Here is a 16,286-nt window from a genome sequence, read left to right on the forward strand (position 1 = left end):
AAGTCAGTACCCCACGGTCATCGCCGGAACATCAATGCGCACTACGGGCCGCGCAGTGACACCCGTCGCCGCGCGGCCGTAGGCGCGCAGCCATTCGGGGTCGGACAGCCGGGACGCGCCCGCGGCATGGGCCACCGTGAGCAGCTTGTCGGCCAGCAGCACCTTGCCGCTGGGCCGCAGGGGCTCGCAGTCGAAGGCAATGAATTGTTCGTCCAGCCACTTGCGCGCGGCTTCGTGGTCCAGCGGCTCAACGCCACGCAGGTCGACATGGAATTCCTGTTCGGGGGCCAGGGTCACCGTCACTTCGCTGTGCATGAAAAACCTTTCGGCAGATATCGCCAACGGGCGCAGGATGCGCCCAGGCAAGCAGCTTAAACACAATCGCCGCGCGGGCGCCAGCGGGACTGCGAGCAGTTTCAGCCCAGGCTGGCTAAAATCGCCCTCCCGTTCTCTCCACAGGCCAACCGATGTCACTTACTGCCCAGCATGCCGAAATCCAGGAACAGCTGCAGGCGCTGCAAGCGGAAATGAGCGCCCTCGATCTGTGGTCGGCGCTGCCGCCCAGCGCCGAGGCGCTGGCGTCGACTATGCCGTTCATGTATGACACGCTTGAATTCCACCAGTGGCTGCAATGGGTGTTCGTGCCCCGGCTCAGCGCGTTGATCGACGCGCGCAGCGCCTTGCCCGGCAACTGCAACATCCATGCGCTGGGCGAGCACGAGTTCAGCCGGCTTGCGCCGCGCGACTGCAGCCGCCTGCTGGCGCTGCTGCAGCGGCTCGACCACACGCTCAATACCGGCGCGGCCCGCCAGCACTGAGCGCCAGGCCGGCAGCGCGCCGGCCTGCAAACCTCAAGCCAGCGCGGGAGCGGCAGCTTCGGTCTTGGTTTCCTGGCGCACGCGGCGCGCCTGCACGGCCTGCGACAGCACGGCCAGGGTCTGCAGCGAATCGTCCCAGTCGAGGCAGGCATCGGTGATGCTCTGGCCGTACTTGAGCGCGGCCACATCGTCCTTGCCCGGCGTGAACTTCTGCGCTCCGCCCTGCAGATGGCTTTCTATCATCAGGCCGAACACCGAGTCCGAACCTCCGGCGACCTGGCCCGCGATGTCGCGCGCCACGTCCTTCTGGCGCTCGTGCTGCTTGGAGCTGTTGGCATGGCTGCAATCGACCATCAGCGTGTCGGGCAGGCCGGCAGCGCGCAGGTCGGCGCAGGCCGAGGCCACGCTTTCGGCGTCGTAGTTGGGCGTCTTGCCGCCGCGCAGGATCACGTGGCAGTCCTGGTTGCCCGTGGTGTTGACGATGGCAACCTGGCCGTTCTTGTGCACCGACAGGAAGTGGTGGCCGCGGCCGGCCGACTGGATCGCGTCGGTGGCAATGCGGATGTTGCCGTCGGTGCCGTTCTTGAAGCCTATGGGCGCCGAGATGCCCGAGGCCAGCTCGCGGTGCACCTGGCTTTCGGTGGTGCGCGCGCCGATTGCGCCCCAGCTGATCAGGTCGGCAATGTACTGGGGCGAGATCACGTCGAGGAACTCGCTGGCTGCGGGCACGCCCAGGCGGTTGATGTCGATCAGCAGCTGGCGCGCGATGCGCAGGCCTTCGTCGATGCGGTAGCTCTGGTCGAGGTAGGGATCGTTGATCAGGCCCTTCCAGCCCACGGTGGTGCGCGGCTTCTCGAAATACACGCGCATCACGATCTCCAGCGTGTCCTTGTACTGCTCGCGCACCACGGCCAGGCGGCGCGCGTATTCCAGCGCTGCGGCGGGATCATGGATCGAGCAGGGGCCGATGATGATCAGCAGCCGATCGTCCTCGCGCGCCATGATGCGGTGGATGGTGTGGCGCGTATTGCCGATCAGCGCCTCCACGGGCGTCCCGCAGATGGGGAAGAAACGGATGAGATGCTCTGGAGGGGGTAACACAGTGATGTCCTTGATACGTTCGTCGTCAGTCTGGCCGGTCTTGTGGACAGAGCTGCGATACCAGGAATCGCTGGCGGATGCGTTAGGAGCGGTCATCGTGTGCTTTCGTGGAATGCGTGGAAGGCTGGGAATGAAAGAGCAAAAAAAAACCGCCGGGCTTTTCAGCTTCGGCGGTTCTTAGAGAGTTTGTTTCGGGTGCTTGTGCGCTCGCCTCTCATCCGCCGGGGACCGAGAACCAAAAATAGGCAAAGTAAGCGCGTGCTGCATTCATAGGAGGAAAATGTAGCACAGTCCCCCTGCCCCACACCCTGGCGCGACGTTGCCAGGCGACAACAGGCAAGTCAACAAACCTGCATTCCGGCCTTTAAAAACCGCATTCTTGCAATTTAATTGCGCTGTATTGCAATTTCTTGCAGCAATACAGCGTTAATTGAAAAACAAAAAAATGCACGGAAAGCGCAAATCCATGCGCCGCGCATGCCGCCGCACGGCTTGCGGCCGAAAAAAAGAGGGCCTGGGCCCTCTTTGTCCTTTGCCTGGTGCGCCAGGCCACGGCCAGGATCAGGCCGTGCCACCCACCGTGAGGCCGTCGATGCGCAGCGTGGGCTGGCCCACGCCCACGGGAACGCTCTGGCCTTCCTTGCCGCAGGTGCCGACGCCGGGGTCCAGGCGCATGTCGTTGCCTATCATGCTGATCTTCTTGAGCGACTCGGGGCCGCTGCCCACAATGGTCGCGCCCTTGACCGGGTACTGGATCTTGCCGTTCTCGACCCAGTAGGCTTCGCTTGCGGAGAACACGAACTTGCCGCTGGTGATGTCGACCTGGCCGCCGCCGAAGTTGGTCGCGTACAAGCCCTTCTTGATGCTGGCAACGATTTCCTCGGGAGGAAGATCGCCGCCGGTCATGTAGGTGTTGGTCATGCGCGGCATGGGAATGTGCGCATAGCTCTCGCGCCGGCCGTTGCCCGTGGGCGCGACGCCCATCAGGCGGGCATTCATCGAGTCCTGGATATAGCCCTTGAGAATGCCGTCCTCGATCAGCACGTTGCGCTGGCTGGGGCAGCCTTCGTCATCGACGTTGAGCGAGCCGCGGCGGTCGGCAATGGTGCCGTCGTCAAGCACATTGACGCCCTTGGCGGCAACGCGCTGGCCTATGCGGCCGCTGAACGCGCTCGAACCCTTGCGGTTGAAATCGCCTTCGAGGCCATGGCCCACGGCTTCGTGGAACAGGATGCCGGGCCAGCCCGAGCCCAGCACCACGGTCATTTCACCCGCGGGCGCAGGGCGCGAATCGAGGTTGACCAGGGCCGCATGCACGGCTTCGTCGACATACTGGCTGATCTGCTCCTCGCTGAAATAGGCCAGGCCGAAGCGGCCGCCGCCGCCGGCCGAGCCGACTTCGCGCCGGCCCTTATGCTCGGCGATCACCGTGACCGACAGCCGCACCAGCGGCCGCACATCGGCGGCCAGCGTGCCGTCGGCACGCGCCACCAGCACCACGTCGTATTCACTGGCCAGACCCGCCATGACCTGCTTGACGCGCGGATCCTTGGCGCGGCCTAGCTTCTCGACCCGGCCCAGCAGCTCGACCTTGGCCGTGCTGTCGAGCGAGGCGATGGGGTCGATCGCGGGATAGAGCGAGCGGCTGCCGGCGATCTTGGGGCGCACGACTTTCGCGCGCTGGCTCTGGGCCGCGCTGGAGATGCTGCGCACGGTGCGCGCGGCGTCCAGCAGCGACGCTTCGGAGATGTCGTCGGAATAGGCAAATGCGGTTTTCTCGCCGCTGACCGCGCGCACGCCCACGCCTTGATCGATGCTGAAGGAGCCGGTCTTGACGATGCCTTCCTCGAGGCTCCAGCCTTCGGCGCGGGTGTATTGGAAGTACAGGTCGGCGTCATCGACCTGGTGCGAGCGGATCTCGGCCAGGGCGCGTGCGAGGTGGGATTCATCCAGGCCGAAAGGCTCGAGCAGCAAGCTGCGGGCCGTGGCCAGGCGTTCGATGGTGGGTTCGCGGGAGATCATGGGTACATTGTAGGCACCACCCCATGTCCTCTCCCTGCGCTGGCCAGGAAATTCGTTGCGGCCGTCAGCCCATGCGCGGGTTCGCCAGCGGCCCCCGGCCCAGCGCCGCGTCCTGTGGCAACTGGCGCTGCGAGCGCGCGACCGACATCAGCACACCCAGCGCCAGCCCCAGCGTGACCATGGCCGTGCCGCCGTAGCTCACGAAAGGCAGGGGCACGCCGACCACGGGAAGGATGCCGCTGACCATGCCCATGTTGACGAACGCGTAGGTGAAGAAAATCATTGCCACCGCCGCCGCCATCAGCCGCGCGAACAGCTGCTGGGCACGCGTGGCGATCACCAGGCCGCGCCACACCAGCAGCAGAAAGGCGGTGATCAGCAGCAGATTGCCGACCAGGCCGAACTCTTCGGAGAACGCCGCGAAGATGAAATCGGTGGTGCGTTCGGGAATGAATTCGAGATGGGTCTGCGTGCCGGCCATGAAACCCTTGCCCCAGACGCCGCCCGAGCCTATGGCAATCATGCCCTGCAGAATGTGAAAGCCCTTGCCCAGCGGATCGCGTGTCGGGTCGAGCAGCGTGCAGATGCGCGTCTGCTGGTATTCGTGCAGCACCGGCCAGCGCATGCCTTCGGCGCACAGCTGGGGTTCGAACCAGACGATCAGCACGATGCCTATCGCTCCCAGCACCACCGGCGGCAGCACCAGCTTCCACGGCAGACCGGCGAAGAAGATCACCGACAGGCCCGCAGCCATGACCAGCAGCGAAGTGCCCAGGTCGGGCTGCTTCATGATCAGGCCCACGGGCACCATCAGCAGCACCAGGGCCAGAACGAAGTCGGTGCGACGAATCTGCCCTTCGCGCCGCTGAAACCACCAGGCCAGCATCAGCGGCGTGGCGATCTTGAGCAGTTCGCTGGGCTGTATCACCACGCCCACGTTGACCCAGCGCTGCGCGCCTTTCTTGGTGATGCCGAACACCGCGACCGCGACCAGCAGCGCCACGCCCACCAGGTACAGCGGCACCGCGACCTTCATGATGTGCTGTGGCGGCACCTGGGCGACGAGAAACAGCAGGCCGACGGCGATCAGCATGTTGCGGCCATGGTCGACAAAGCGCGTTCCGTGGTCGTAACCCGAGGAATACATGGCCGTCAGGCCGATCGCGGCGAGCACCAGCACCAACAGCACCAGGGGGCCATCGAAACCGCGAAACAGGGGCACGATGCGTTGAAGAAGCGAAGGCTTGTCGAATTCTGCTGCAGACATATGGCGGCGATTATCCGTTGCGCGGCAAATCCATCGTCTTCCGCGGGCCAGCAGGCCACAATGGCGTGTGTCGCACTGCTGCCTATCCCATGAACACGACCCATCTGCTCTATCTGCACGGCTTTCGCTCCTCGCCCCAATCGCTCAAGGCACAGCAGATGGCCGCCCATGTCGCGGCCCATCACCCAGGCGTGCACTGGTGGTGCCCGCAGCTGCCGCCCTCGCCGCGCGCCGCCGCGCAGCTGCTGCTGGAAGGCACGGCCGACTGGCCGCGCGCCACCACGGCCGTGATGGGCTCGTCGCTGGGCGGCTTCTACGCGAGCTGGTTTGCCCAGCAGCGCGGCTGCGACAGCGTGCTGCTCAACCCGGCGGTATTCCCGGCACGCGATCTTGAAAAGTACATTGGCGCGCAGACCGCCTGGCATGACCCCGAGCAGCATTTCTTCTTTCGCCCCGAATACATAGCCGAGCTGCAGGCACTCGACACGCGCGCCCTGCCCGCGGCCGGGCCCGAGCTGGCTTTCATTGCCAAGGGCGACGAAGTGCTCGACTGGCGTGAAATGGTGGCGCGTTACCCGGCCGCGCAGATCGCGCTGCTGGAGGGCGGCGAGCATGCGCTCAGCGACTTCGCCACGCACATCCCGCGCATAGACAGCTTTCTCGCGCTGGCCTGAGGCCCAGGCCTGCGCAGCCCGCAACCGCGCAAGGAAAAGCCCTGCAGCCACCCCGGACCTCATGGGACAATTGCAACCATGCACGCATTGTTTGAAGAAGCCGGCAAATTCCTCGCCGGTCGCATCCTGTCCGAAACCGATACCTCCGCCCAGATCGAGCTCGATACCGGCAAGCGGGTCAAGGTCAAGGCCGCCCATATCCTGATCAAGTTCGACAAGCCGACACCGGCCGAACTCATGGCCCAGGCGCAAGCCCAGGCCGACGGCATGGAGCTCGACCTGGCCTGGGAATTCGCTCCCGAAGAGGAATTCGGCTTTGCCGAGCTCGCCCGCGACTATTTCTCGGAAAACGCCACGCTGGCCCAGCAGGCGGGCACGCTGCTGGCGCTGTTCGACGCGCCGCACTACTTCCGCCGCGCGGGCAAGGGGCGTTTTCGCAAGGCCTCGGCCGAGATCCTGCAACAGGCGCTGGCCGCGATCGAGAAGAAGAAGCTCGTACTGGCGCAGATCGACGAATGGGCCGCGCAGCTGGGCCGCGGCGAATGCCCGGCGCCGGTGCGCGAGCAGCTCTACAAGATCCTGTTCCGTCCCGACAAGAACGCGCCCGAATACAAGGCCGTGGTCGAGGCCAGCCGCGCCACGCATCTCGCGCCGCTCGATCTGCTGCAGCGCGCGGGCGCGATCGACTCGGCCTACGAGTTCCACTGGAAGCGCTTCCTGTTTGACAACTTCCCCAAGGGCACGGGCTTTCCCGCGCTGGCCGCACCCCAGCCGCCGCAGGATCTGCCGCTGGCCAATGTGCAGGCCTATTCGATCGACGATTCGCAGACCACCGAAATCGACGATGCGCTGTCGGTCCAGGGCCTGGGCACGGGCGTCGTGACGCTGGGCGTGCACATCGCCGCGCCCGGCCTGGCCATCGTGCCCGGCACGCCGCTGGACCAACTGGGCCGCAACCGTCTGTCGACGGTCTACATGCCCGGCTACAAGATCACCATGCTGCCCGACGAAGTGGTGCAGGTCTATACGCTGGACGAAGGCCGCGCCAACCCAGCGGTCTCGCTGTACGTGCAGATCAACGAAGAGACGCTGGAATTCATCGCCAGCGAGACGCGCCTGGAGCGCGTGCCGGTGCAGATCAATTTCCGCCACGACCAGCTCGACCACATCGTGACCGAGGAATGGCTGAACGACGCGTCGATCGAAGTCGCAGGCACGCCCGCCACGCTGCAGGAAAAGCGCAGCGAGTTCACCTTCCTGCACCGCCTGGCCAAGCACCTCAAGGCGCAGCGTGAAGTCGTGCGCGGCAAGCCCGAGAACTTCAACCGCCCCGACTACAACTTCCGCCTCACGGGCAATGCCGGCGGCGAGCCCGTGGGCAACGAGACCGTGCAGATCACCACGCGCAAGCGCGGCGCGCCGCTGGACCTGATCGTCGCCGAAGCCGCGATCGTCGCCAACAGCACCTGGGGCAACCTGCTGGCCGAGCACGGCGTGCCCGGCATCTACCGCAGCCAGGCGAGCCTGGCGCCCGGCGTCAAGGTGCGCATGGGCACCAAGGCCTTGCCGCACGCAGGCATTGGCGTCAAGAGCTACGCCTGGGCGACTTCACCGCTGCGCCGTTATGTCGACCTGGTCAACCAGTGGCAGATCATCGCCTGCGTGCGCAACGGCAAGACCGCGGCTCTGGCCGCGCCGTTCAAGCCCAAGGACGCCGACCTGTTCGCCATCATCAGCAGCTTCGACACCGCCTACAGCGCCTACAACGGCTACCAGGCCGGCATGGAGCGCTTCTGGACGCTCAAGTACCTCGAGCAGAACGGCATCACCGAGATCGAGGCCAGCGTCATCAAGGAAGGCCCGGGCGGCAGTTTCCTGGTGCGTGCCGACAGCCTGCCGCTGGTGCTGCCGGTGCTCGGCGCCCAGGGCCTGCCACGCGGCGCACGCCTCAAGGTCCGCCTGGGCGAGATCGATGAAATCACGCTCGACGTCAACGGCACGCTGATCGAGCGCCTCGACAGCCCCGAGGCCCAGGCCACGGGCGAGCAGGCCGGTGAAGACGAAGGCGAGGACGACGCCGTTGCCGGCCCGATCGCCATCGCCGTCGACATGAACGAAACCGACGCCGTGACGCCTCCCGCACCGTGAAAATCACCGCCGCGCTTCGCTCCTTGACCACCCTGCAGCTCGCGCTCGGTATCTCGCTGGCGCTGCACGCGGCCGTGCTTTCGGTTCGCTTCGTTCACCCCCAGGCCTTCGAGCGCGTGTTCCAGGACACTCCGCTCGAAGTCATTCTGGTGAACGCCAAATCCCAGGAACGGCCGGAAAAGGCCCAGGCCATTGCCCAGGCTTCGCTTGCCGGCGGCGGCGAAGCCGCCCAGGGCCGCGCCACGAGTCCCCTGCCCTATTCGGCGCTCACGGCCGTAGGCGAGGACTTCGAGGAAGCGCAGCGCAAGCTCGATGCGATGCAGGAGCAGCAGGCGGTGCTGCTGACCCAGCTGCGCCAGCGCGTGGCCACCATGGCCCCGCTCGATCCGCGCGAGACTGCGCCCAACGCGCAGCAGCTCAGCGAGCAGGAGCGCCGCCAGCAGCTGGTCAAGTTGCTCGCCGAAATCGAGAAGCGCATCAACGAGGAGAATGCGCGGCCCAAGAAACGCTACATCAGCCCCGCGACGCGCGAAGAGGTGTATGCGGTCTACTACGACGCGCTGCGCCGCAAGGTCGAAGACAAGGGGACTGAGAACTTTCCCGAGCAGGCGGGCAGGAAGCTCTATGGAGAGCTGACCATGATCGTCACCGTCAACCACGATGGGCGGGTGCTCGACACCGAGATCGTGCAAAGCTCCGGCAATCCGCTGCTCGACAACCGCGCCGCCGCAATTGCGCGCGCCGCTGGCCCGTTCGGCCAGTTCGGCAGCGCGATGCGCACCAAGGCCGACCAGATCGCCGTGGTGTCGCGCTTCAAATTCACGCGCGAGCAGACGCTGGAGACCAGCGTGCGCTGACCCCGGCCACGCATTCGTGCGCGACCGTCTTTTTTCCGCTTTTCACCATGCAATCCACCGTCGATCTCTACTGCGTCATGGGCAACCCCGTCGAGCACAGCCGCTCGCCCTGGATCCATGCGCGCTTTGCCGAACTGACCGCGCAAAACCTGCGCTACACGCGCGAACTCGTCGCGCTCGACGGCTTCGCCGCCGCCGTGCAGGCCTTTGCCGCGGCCGGCGGGCGCGGTTGCAATGTGACCGTGCCGTTCAAGCTGCAGGCGGCGCAACTCGCCGACAGCCGCAGCGAGCGCGTGCAGCTCGCGGGCGCGGCCAATACGCTGGTGCTGTCCGACGGCCGCATCCATGCCGACAACACCGACGGCCTGGGCCTGGTCGCCGATATCCGCGACAACGCGGGCCAGCAGATCGCGGGCCGCGACCTGCTGCTGATCGGTGCCGGCGGCGCTTCGGCTGGCGCGCTCGGACCTCTGCTGGCCGAGCAGCCGCGGCGCATAGTCATCGTCAACCGCACCGTGGAAAAGGCCCAGGCGCTGGTCGAGCGCCACGCTCTGCTGGCCGCGCGCCATGGAGTGGCGCTCAGCGCCCAGGGCCTGGATATCTCGCACGACTTCGATCTGGTGATCAATGCCTCGGCCAGCAGCCTCGGCGGCGCGGCCGTGCCCGTGGCCGCCAGCGTGCTGCGCCCCGGCTGCCTGGCCTACGACATGATGTACGGCCCGGCCGCGCAAGGCTTTCTCGACTGGGCCGCGCAGCATGGCGCGCGCGGGCGCGACGGCCTGGGCATGCTGGTCGAACAGGCGGCCGCAGCGTTTGCGCTGTGGCGCGGCGTGCGCCCCCAGGGCGCGCCCGTGCTGGCCGAGCTGCGCGCCAGCCTCGGAGCATAGGCCATGCGCATGCAGCCTGTCTGGCGCTGGCTGGCCCTGCTGCTGTGCGCGGCATTGCTGCTGCAGCTGTTCTTCGTGGTGCGCATCGCGGCCATGGCCGTGCTCGACCCGGCGTCGACCACGGTGCAGCGCTCCGAAGCCTGGCAGGCGCTGCGCAGCGGCGAAATCCAGCGCTGGCGCCATCAGTGGGTCGACTACGCGCAGATTTCCGACCATCTCAAGCGCGCCGTGGTCGCGTCGGAAGACGACGGCTTTGTCGACCACAGCGGCATCGAATGGGATGCGATCGAGAAAGCCTGGGAGCGCAACCAGCGCGCCGAGGAGCGGGCCCAGGCCGCGGGCCGGGCGCCGACGAAAATCTATGGCGGCTCGACCATCACCCAGCAGCTCGCCAAGAACCTGCTGCTGTCGGGCGAGCGCCAGTTCGCGCGCAAGGGCCAGGAGCTGGTGCTCGCCAAGCTGCTCGAACTGTTCCTGACCAAGCAGCGCATTCTCGAGATCTATCTGAACCATGTCGAATGGGGCCCGGGCGTCTTTGGCGCCGAGGCGGCTGCGGGCTATTATTTCGGCAAGCCTGCGGCACGCCTGAGCGCGGCCGAGGCCGCGCGCCTGGCCGTGATGCTGCCCCAGCCCAAGCGCTTTGCGCTGCAACCCAAGTCCAGCTACCTGGCCCAACGCGCGCGCACCATCATGCGCCGCATGGGTCATACTGCTCTGCCCTGACAGAGAGCATTGCATGCGCATTCTTGGAATTGACCCCGGCCTGCAGACCACGGGCTTTGGTGTGGTCGACGTGGACGGCCACCGCCTCACCTATGTGGCCAGCGGAACCATACGCACGACCGCGCTGGACCGCGGCGACCTGCCGGGCCGGCTCAAGCTGCTGTTCGACGGCATCACCGAGGTCGCGCAACGCTACCAGCCCGACAGCTCGGCAGTGGAAATCGTGTTCGTCAACACCAACCCGCAATCGACGCTGCTGCTGGGCCAGGCGCGTGGCGCGGCGCTGGCGGCGCTGGTCACCAGCCTGTTGCCCGTGGCCGAGTACACGGCCTTGCAGATGAAGAAAGCCGTTGCCGGCCATGGCCGCGCGGGCAAGGACCAGATCCAGGCCATGGTGCAGCGCCTGCTGCAGCTGCCCGGTCTGCCCGGCCCCGACGCCGCCGACGCGCTGGGCATTGCCATCACGCATGCCCATGTGGGTGCCGCCATGGCGCGCATTGCCGAAGTCGCGCCGCTGCAGCGCCGCCAGCATGCGATGTACAAGGGCGGCCGCTCTTACTGAGCGGCAACAACCCGGGCGCTGCGCCCAGCAGCACACCCCGCACCGCTGCCGTTGACTGCCTGCCCTCGGGCTAGCAGCTGCCGCGCATTCGGCGCATCCCTCACCAGCCCTCTTCCTCGCGGTCCGCAAGTGACTGCAAAACAACTGCGTTTGCAAAAATTAAAAAACCAATTAAACTCAATGCTTGATAGCTTTAAACTATTAAATACTCAACCATAAGCTACGGGCCTGGGCGGTGCGGATCGAAAACAACCGCGAGGCACGTTTCACTGTCAACCAGTCTGCAGTTCCTCTGCCTTTGATCATGCCTTCTGAAAACCATCCCGATTTCGATCCCGTTCTGGGTTCCCAGCTGCTCGCCGCCGCGCATGCGCAAGATAGTGCCACCCTTCAAGCCCTGCTGCAGCGCGACGATGTGGACATCAACATCGTCGGCGCGGACAACTTGAACGCCTTGATGATTTCCGTAGTGAAGGGGGACCACGCTGCGGTGGCGGCCCTCGTCGCCCGCCCTGACCTGCTGATCAATGCCCAAATAGATGGCGGCTTCTCGGCGTTGATGCTGGCGTCGATATTGAACAAGCCAGAGTTGGTGCAGACCCTGCTCACGCGCGCTGACCTGCAGATCAACGATGCCAACCTCGAGGGAAACACCGCGCTGATGCTGGCCGCCACACAAGGCCATGTGCAGGTCATCGAACTGTTCAAGAATCGTGCGGATGCAGCCGTCAATGCAGCCAATTTGGTGGGCGGCACCGCACTGATGCTCGCCGCCATCGCCGGGAAACTCGATGCTGTCGAATGTCTGAAGGAATTCGCTGGTATCGATCTCAATGCCGTCGACGGCATGTATTGCACTGCGCTGATGCACGCCGTGGTGAACAAGCATCCAGCCATAGTGGAGAGCTTGAAACACTGCGCATACATCAATGCCACAGACAGCGCGAATTGGACAGCGCTGATGTATGCCGCCGATGCCGGCGCTCCGGACATTGTGTTGAGCCTGCTCAAGTTGGGGTATCTGGAACACGACACTCTCAGCGAGGGCCAGCGCCACTCCGCGCTCATGATCGCCGCCAGCAAGGGCGATGAATTGTCGGTGAAACACTTGATGGACTTTGGCGCGAACGTCCTGCTCTGCGCCGCCGACGGCCGCACAGCCGCGGACATGGCGCGCGACGCGGGCCACCCTGCCATCGCTGACGCGATCGCGCTTGTACAGCAGGAGTACATCGATGACATGACTTTATTGATGACCTTGACATCGTCGGATGAAACATCGGGCGATGAAGAGGATTACCTATATAGCCACGAACTGGTGGAAGCCGCTGCCGCCGAAGATAGCCTGCTGGACACGGCTATCGCAGAACAGGAATCTTCGACGAATGGCAGCCTGGAGCCGCTGGCCTCGGACTTCGCTCTACAGTAAACAGCGCCCGCAACCGCCGGCGAATGTCATTGGCTCAGTATCAGCTGCGCGATCACGCCCGTGGCAATCGCCACCAGCAGATAGTCACCACCATTTTGCACCCAGTGATAGCCGCGTGGCGGCGGGCTCAGGTGATGGCCGCGCCAGTCGTTGACCACATAGTGGCGCGTGCGGTACTGGGGCGGAATGCGCGAGCCGCGCACCCAGTTGTGCTGCGGACCGGCACCATGGCGCCCGCCATGGGCGTGCGGCGGCGGGCCGGGGCGGCGGTCATCACGGCGGTCGTAACGATCGTGGCGGTCATGGCGGTCCGGTCCGGCGTGGCCATGGCCGTTGCCATGGCCTTGCGAGTGGCCCGGAGGGCCGCGGCGGTTGTCGGGCTGTGCCTGGGCCAGTGTGGCGCTCAGGCCCATGGTCAAGGCGACTGCAGTGGCCATGATGGAAGTGGTCCAACGGGTCATGATGATCCCCTTTCAAAACTGTGAGAAGTGCTGGCGAATCAATGCAGGACGATCTGCGCGATCAGCCCCGTGGCCGCGGCCACCAGCAGGTAGTCGGAGCCGACCTGCACCCAGTGCTGGCCGCGTCCCGGGCGCTGCAGTCCATGACCACGCCAGTCATCGACGATGTAGTGCTTGCTGCGATAGCTCGGCGGCAGCTTGCCGCCGCGGTGCAGGTTGCGATCGGGGCCGGCACCGCGGTGCGGTCCGCCCGCCTGGACATGGCCGGGACCATGACCGGGCTTGGCCGCGGGCTGGTGCTGATGCACAGGTTGGTGCATCTGCGCCGGACCATGTCCGGGCTCGGGCTGGTGCATCTGCGGGCCGCCGCGCTGCGGCTCCTGGCGCGGCTGGGCCGATGCCAGAGGTGCGAAAGCGGTCAAGGCGACGCCGGCCGCGAGGGCCCAGAGGCCGGATTGGATCGATTTATTGTGTGTCATGTCACCCCTTCTTGAAGTGGTTGGTGTGACTGCATGATGGCCCATCCTCCCGGGCTTGGGGGGTCGGACGACAGCGCTTTACACAAGTTTTGCGCAAGCCTTGCGTTGGTTCACAGAGGCAGCGAATCGACACATCCGTAGAGGCTCAAATGATTGCCAAGTGCAACATCCGCGCCGGCGGCGTCAGGCAATCCTGCCCAGTATCAGCACCGCGAAGAAAGCCAGCGCGGCGATCACCGTCCATTTGAGAATCAGCATGGCCCAGCGCTTGTAGCCGGGCTGGCCCGTGCCCAGGTAGAACGCAAAGCACAGCAAGGCCGCGACAAACAGAAAGCCTACGAGGGCGCGAAAGATCAGCATGGGGCCAAGCTCACCAGGCGCGCACCGGCTCGGCAAAGCCCTTGGGCGCCAGGCGTTCGTTCTCGAACGTGACGATTTCCCAGGCATCGGGCTGATCGAGCAGCGCGCGCAGCAGCTGGTTGTTCATGCCGTGGCCCGAACGGAAGGCGCTGTAGGCCGCTAGCAGCGGCTTGCCGATGACGAACAGGTCGCCGATGGCGTCGAGGATCTTGTGCTTGGCGAACTCGTCGTCATAGCGCAGGCCGTCGCTGTTGAGCACCTTGTAGTCGTCCATGACGATGGCGTTGTCGAGCCCACCGCCCAGCGCCAGGCCGTTGGTGCGCAGCATTTCGACGTCCTTGGTGAAACCGAAAGTGCGCGCGCGCGCGATGTCGCGCACGTAGTTGTCCTCGCCCAGGTCGAACTCCACGCACTGGCCTGTGGAATCCACTGCCGGATGGGCGAAGTCGATCTCGAAGCGCAGCTTGAAGCCGTGATAGGGATCGAAGCGCGCCCACTTGAGGTTCTTGCCTTCGCCTTCGCGCACTTCGACGGTGCGCTTGACGCGGATGAAGCGCTTGGGAGCGTTCTGCAGTTCTATGCCCGCGCTCTGCAGCAGGAACACGAACGACGACGACGAGCCGTCAAGAATGGGGACTTCCTCGGCCGTGATGTCGATAAACAGGTTGTCGAGCCCCAGGCCCGCGATGGCCGACATCAGATGCTCCACCGTATGCACCTTGGCCCCGCCCACGCCAATGGTCGATGCCATGCGCGTGTCGGTGATCGCATAGGCCGAAATCGGGATATCGACGGGTTCGGGCAGGTCAACGCGTCTGAAGACAATGCCGGTGTCCGCCGGCGCGGGGCGCAGCGTCAACTCGACGCGCTGACCGCTGTGCAGGCCCACGCCCACAGCACGGGTGATTGTCTTGAGGGTGCGTTGCTTCAACATACCTGCATTTTAAGTGGCCGCACCATGTCCCGGCTGTCGCCGGGACACAGTCTTGGCTATTGCCGCGATCAATTTCTCGGTGTGGAGCTCTAGCTCACAGCATGAACAGCATGCCTTTGAAACCGGCAGGGCCCAGCTCAGGGGCAGCGAGCAAGGGCCGCCCCGCAGCGAGGCTGCCGTCCCCCTCCCGCGCAGCGAGAGAGGGGCAAGCGGGGGACGGCCCCTGCCGCGAAGGCGCGGGTGCTCCCGATCAATCCGCTTGCTTGCGCAGGAACGCTGGAATTTCCAGGTCTTCCATGCCGCCCGAAGCCAGTGCGTCGACACGCGCTGCGGCCTGGGTGCGGTTGGTGCGCCAGACGCTGGGCACGGACATGTTGCCCATGTTGCCGAAGTCGGTGCTGTGGCCCGTGCCGCCCAGACCGCCCGCGCCCTGGGCGCTGCCCATGCTGGCCGTGGGCAGTTGGTAGCTCAGGTTGTCGGTACCGGTGCGCAGACCGCCTTGCAGCACGGCCATGTTCTGGCGGCGTGCGTTCTGACGGGCCAGGCCGGTGGCGACCACGGTCACGCGGATCTCGTCGCCCAGGCTGTCGTCATAGGCGGCGCCGAAGATCACGTGGGCATCGGGCGAAGCGTAGGCGTTGATGGTGTTCATTGCCAGGCGCGACTCGGACAGCTTGAGGCTGCCCTTGGACGCGGTGACCAGCACCAGCACGCCCTTGGCGCCCGACAGGTCGATGCCTTCGAGCAGCGGGCAGGCGATGGCCTGCTCCGCGGCGATGCGCGCGCGGTCGGGGCCGGCGGCCGTGGCCGTGCCCATCATTGCCTTGCCGGGCTCGCCCATCACGGTGCGCACGTCTTCGAAGTCGACGTTCACCTGGCCGTATTCGTTGATGATTTCAGCGATACCGCCGACGGCGTTCTTCAGCACGTCATTCGCATGGGCGAAAGCTTCGTCCTGCGTGATGTCGTCGCCGAGCACGTCGAGCAGCTTCTCGTTGAGCACCACGATCAGCGAGTCGACATTGGCTTCGAGTTCGTTGAGGCCGTTGTCGGCGTTGGTCATGCGGCGGCCGCCTTCCCAATCGAAAGGCTTGGTCACCACGCCCACGGTGAGAATGCCCATTTCCTTGGCGACGCGCGCGATCACGGGCGCGGCGCCGGTGCCGGTGCCGCCGCCCATGCCGGCGGTGATGAACAGCATGTGCGCGCCGTCGATGGCCGCGCGGATGTCTTCCACGGCGGCTTCGGCGGCTTCACGGCCCTTTTCGGGCTTGCTGCCTGCGCCCAGGCCGCTTTGGCCGAGCTGGATGGTGCGGTGCGCGGCACTGCGGATCAATGCCTGGGCATCGGTGTTCGCGCAGACGAACTCCACACCCTGCACATTGCGGGCAATCATGTGCTCGACGGCATTGCTGCCGCCGCCACCGACACCGATCACCTTGATCTGTGTGCCCTGGTTGAACTCTTCGGCTTCGATCATTTCGATGGTCATGTTGCTGCTCCTGAAACTCTGAAAATTGGGGTCACGGCCGTTTGAAAGGGAAATCCTGGAATCACGCGTATT

17 protein-coding genes are annotated in these 16,286 nt (G+C 65.4%); 8 read left to right on the forward strand and 9 right to left on the reverse strand.

Annotated features, from left to right (window positions below; genetic code table 11):
* Nucleotides 1-3 precede the first annotated feature (3 nt).
* Complete coding sequence (locus ACSVDO_RS18100) at nucleotides 4-315, reverse strand: hypothetical protein (RefSeq protein WP_332539260.1); 312 nt, start codon at nucleotides 313-315, stop codon at nucleotides 4-6.
* Nucleotides 316-467: 152 nt separating this feature from the next.
* Between ACSVDO_RS18100 and ACSVDO_RS18105 the strand changes: the two genes are divergently transcribed.
* Nucleotides 468-818: a YqcC family protein gene (locus ACSVDO_RS18105; RefSeq protein WP_332539262.1), complete on the forward strand. Its 351-nt coding sequence runs from the start codon at nucleotides 468-470 to the stop codon at nucleotides 816-818.
* 33 nt (nucleotides 819-851) lie between these two features.
* Here ACSVDO_RS18105 and ACSVDO_RS18110 read toward each other — a convergent pair whose 3' ends face one another.
* The 3 genes from ACSVDO_RS18110 to rodA form a co-directional block, all read right to left on the reverse strand.
* A complete protein-coding gene (locus ACSVDO_RS18110) occupies nucleotides 852-2,015 on the reverse strand; it encodes a 3-deoxy-7-phosphoheptulonate synthase (RefSeq protein WP_332539264.1) in 1,164 nt (387 codons plus the stop codon).
* A gap of 465 nt (nucleotides 2,016-2,480) precedes the next feature.
* The gene (gene tldD / locus ACSVDO_RS18115) at nucleotides 2,481-3,941 is read right to left on the reverse strand and encodes a metalloprotease TldD (protein ID WP_332539266.1); all 1,461 of its coding nucleotides are present in this window, start codon (nucleotides 3,939-3,941) and stop codon (nucleotides 2,481-2,483) included.
* 64 nt (nucleotides 3,942-4,005) lie between these two features.
* The gene (gene rodA, locus ACSVDO_RS18120; protein WP_489593825.1) at nucleotides 4,006-5,208 is read right to left on the reverse strand and encodes a rod shape-determining protein RodA; all 1,203 of its coding nucleotides are present in this window, start codon (nucleotides 5,206-5,208) and stop codon (nucleotides 4,006-4,008) included.
* Nucleotides 5,209-5,297: 89 nt separating this feature from the next.
* Between rodA and ACSVDO_RS18125 the strand changes: the two genes are divergently transcribed.
* The 7 genes from ACSVDO_RS18125 (at nucleotide 5,298) to ACSVDO_RS18155 (ending at nucleotide 12,488) form a co-directional block, all read left to right on the forward strand.
* Nucleotides 5,298-5,882 carry a YqiA/YcfP family alpha/beta fold hydrolase gene (locus tag ACSVDO_RS18125; RefSeq protein ID WP_489593826.1) on the forward strand — a complete coding sequence of 195 codons (585 nt, stop codon included), beginning with the start codon at nucleotides 5,298-5,300 and terminating at the stop codon, nucleotides 5,880-5,882.
* A gap of 78 nt (nucleotides 5,883-5,960) precedes the next feature.
* The gene (locus tag ACSVDO_RS18130; protein ID WP_332539272.1) at nucleotides 5,961-8,030 is read left to right on the forward strand and encodes a ribonuclease catalytic domain-containing protein; all 2,070 of its coding nucleotides are present in this window, start codon (nucleotides 5,961-5,963) and stop codon (nucleotides 8,028-8,030) included.
* The gene (locus ACSVDO_RS18135; RefSeq protein ID WP_489593828.1) at nucleotides 8,027-8,887 is read left to right on the forward strand and encodes an energy transducer TonB; all 861 of its coding nucleotides are present in this window, start codon (nucleotides 8,027-8,029) and stop codon (nucleotides 8,885-8,887) included. Before ACSVDO_RS18130 ends, ACSVDO_RS18135 begins: the two co-directional genes overlap by 4 nt.
* A gap of 47 nt (nucleotides 8,888-8,934) precedes the next feature.
* Nucleotides 8,935-9,774 carry a shikimate dehydrogenase gene (aroE, locus tag ACSVDO_RS18140; protein WP_489593830.1) on the forward strand — a complete coding sequence of 280 codons (840 nt, stop codon included), beginning with the start codon at nucleotides 8,935-8,937 and terminating at the stop codon, nucleotides 9,772-9,774.
* Nucleotides 9,775-9,783: 9 nt separating this feature from the next.
* On the forward strand, nucleotides 9,784-10,497 hold the full coding sequence (gene mtgA, locus ACSVDO_RS18145; RefSeq protein ID WP_489596435.1) for a monofunctional biosynthetic peptidoglycan transglycosylase: 714 nt from the start codon (nucleotides 9,784-9,786) through the stop codon (nucleotides 10,495-10,497).
* Nucleotides 10,498-10,510: 13 nt separating this feature from the next.
* The gene (ruvC, locus tag ACSVDO_RS18150; protein WP_332540324.1) at nucleotides 10,511-11,059 is read left to right on the forward strand and encodes a crossover junction endodeoxyribonuclease RuvC; all 549 of its coding nucleotides are present in this window, start codon (nucleotides 10,511-10,513) and stop codon (nucleotides 11,057-11,059) included.
* Nucleotides 11,060-11,363: 304 nt separating this feature from the next.
* Nucleotides 11,364-12,488, forward strand: coding sequence for an ankyrin repeat domain-containing protein (locus tag ACSVDO_RS18155; protein WP_489593832.1), 1,125 nt, complete (start codon nucleotides 11,364-11,366; stop codon nucleotides 12,486-12,488).
* A gap of 26 nt (nucleotides 12,489-12,514) precedes the next feature.
* Here ACSVDO_RS18155 and ACSVDO_RS18160 read toward each other — a convergent pair whose 3' ends face one another.
* The 5 genes from ACSVDO_RS18160 to ftsZ form a co-directional block, all read right to left on the reverse strand.
* Nucleotides 12,515-12,949, reverse strand: a complete 435-nt coding sequence (locus ACSVDO_RS18160; RefSeq protein ID WP_332540320.1) for an RcnB family protein — start codon at nucleotides 12,947-12,949, stop codon at nucleotides 12,515-12,517.
* Nucleotides 12,950-12,987: 38 nt separating this feature from the next.
* Complete coding sequence (locus ACSVDO_RS18165; protein ID WP_332548806.1) at nucleotides 12,988-13,428, reverse strand: RcnB family protein; 441 nt, start codon at nucleotides 13,426-13,428, stop codon at nucleotides 12,988-12,990.
* 183 nt (nucleotides 13,429-13,611) lie between these two features.
* A complete protein-coding gene (locus ACSVDO_RS18170) occupies nucleotides 13,612-13,788 on the reverse strand; it encodes a hypothetical protein (protein WP_332540316.1) in 177 nt (58 codons plus the stop codon).
* A 10-nt stretch (nucleotides 13,789-13,798) separates the two neighbouring features.
* Nucleotides 13,799-14,722, reverse strand: a complete 924-nt coding sequence (gene lpxC / locus ACSVDO_RS18175) for a UDP-3-O-acyl-N-acetylglucosamine deacetylase (RefSeq protein ID WP_489593834.1) — start codon at nucleotides 14,720-14,722, stop codon at nucleotides 13,799-13,801.
* 250 nt (nucleotides 14,723-14,972) lie between these two features.
* The gene (gene ftsZ / locus ACSVDO_RS18180; protein WP_489593836.1) at nucleotides 14,973-16,214 is read right to left on the reverse strand and encodes a cell division protein FtsZ; all 1,242 of its coding nucleotides are present in this window, start codon (nucleotides 16,212-16,214) and stop codon (nucleotides 14,973-14,975) included.
* Nucleotides 16,215-16,286 lie beyond the last annotated feature (72 nt).

Source organism: Comamonas sp. DB36 (genome assembly GCF_057914905.1).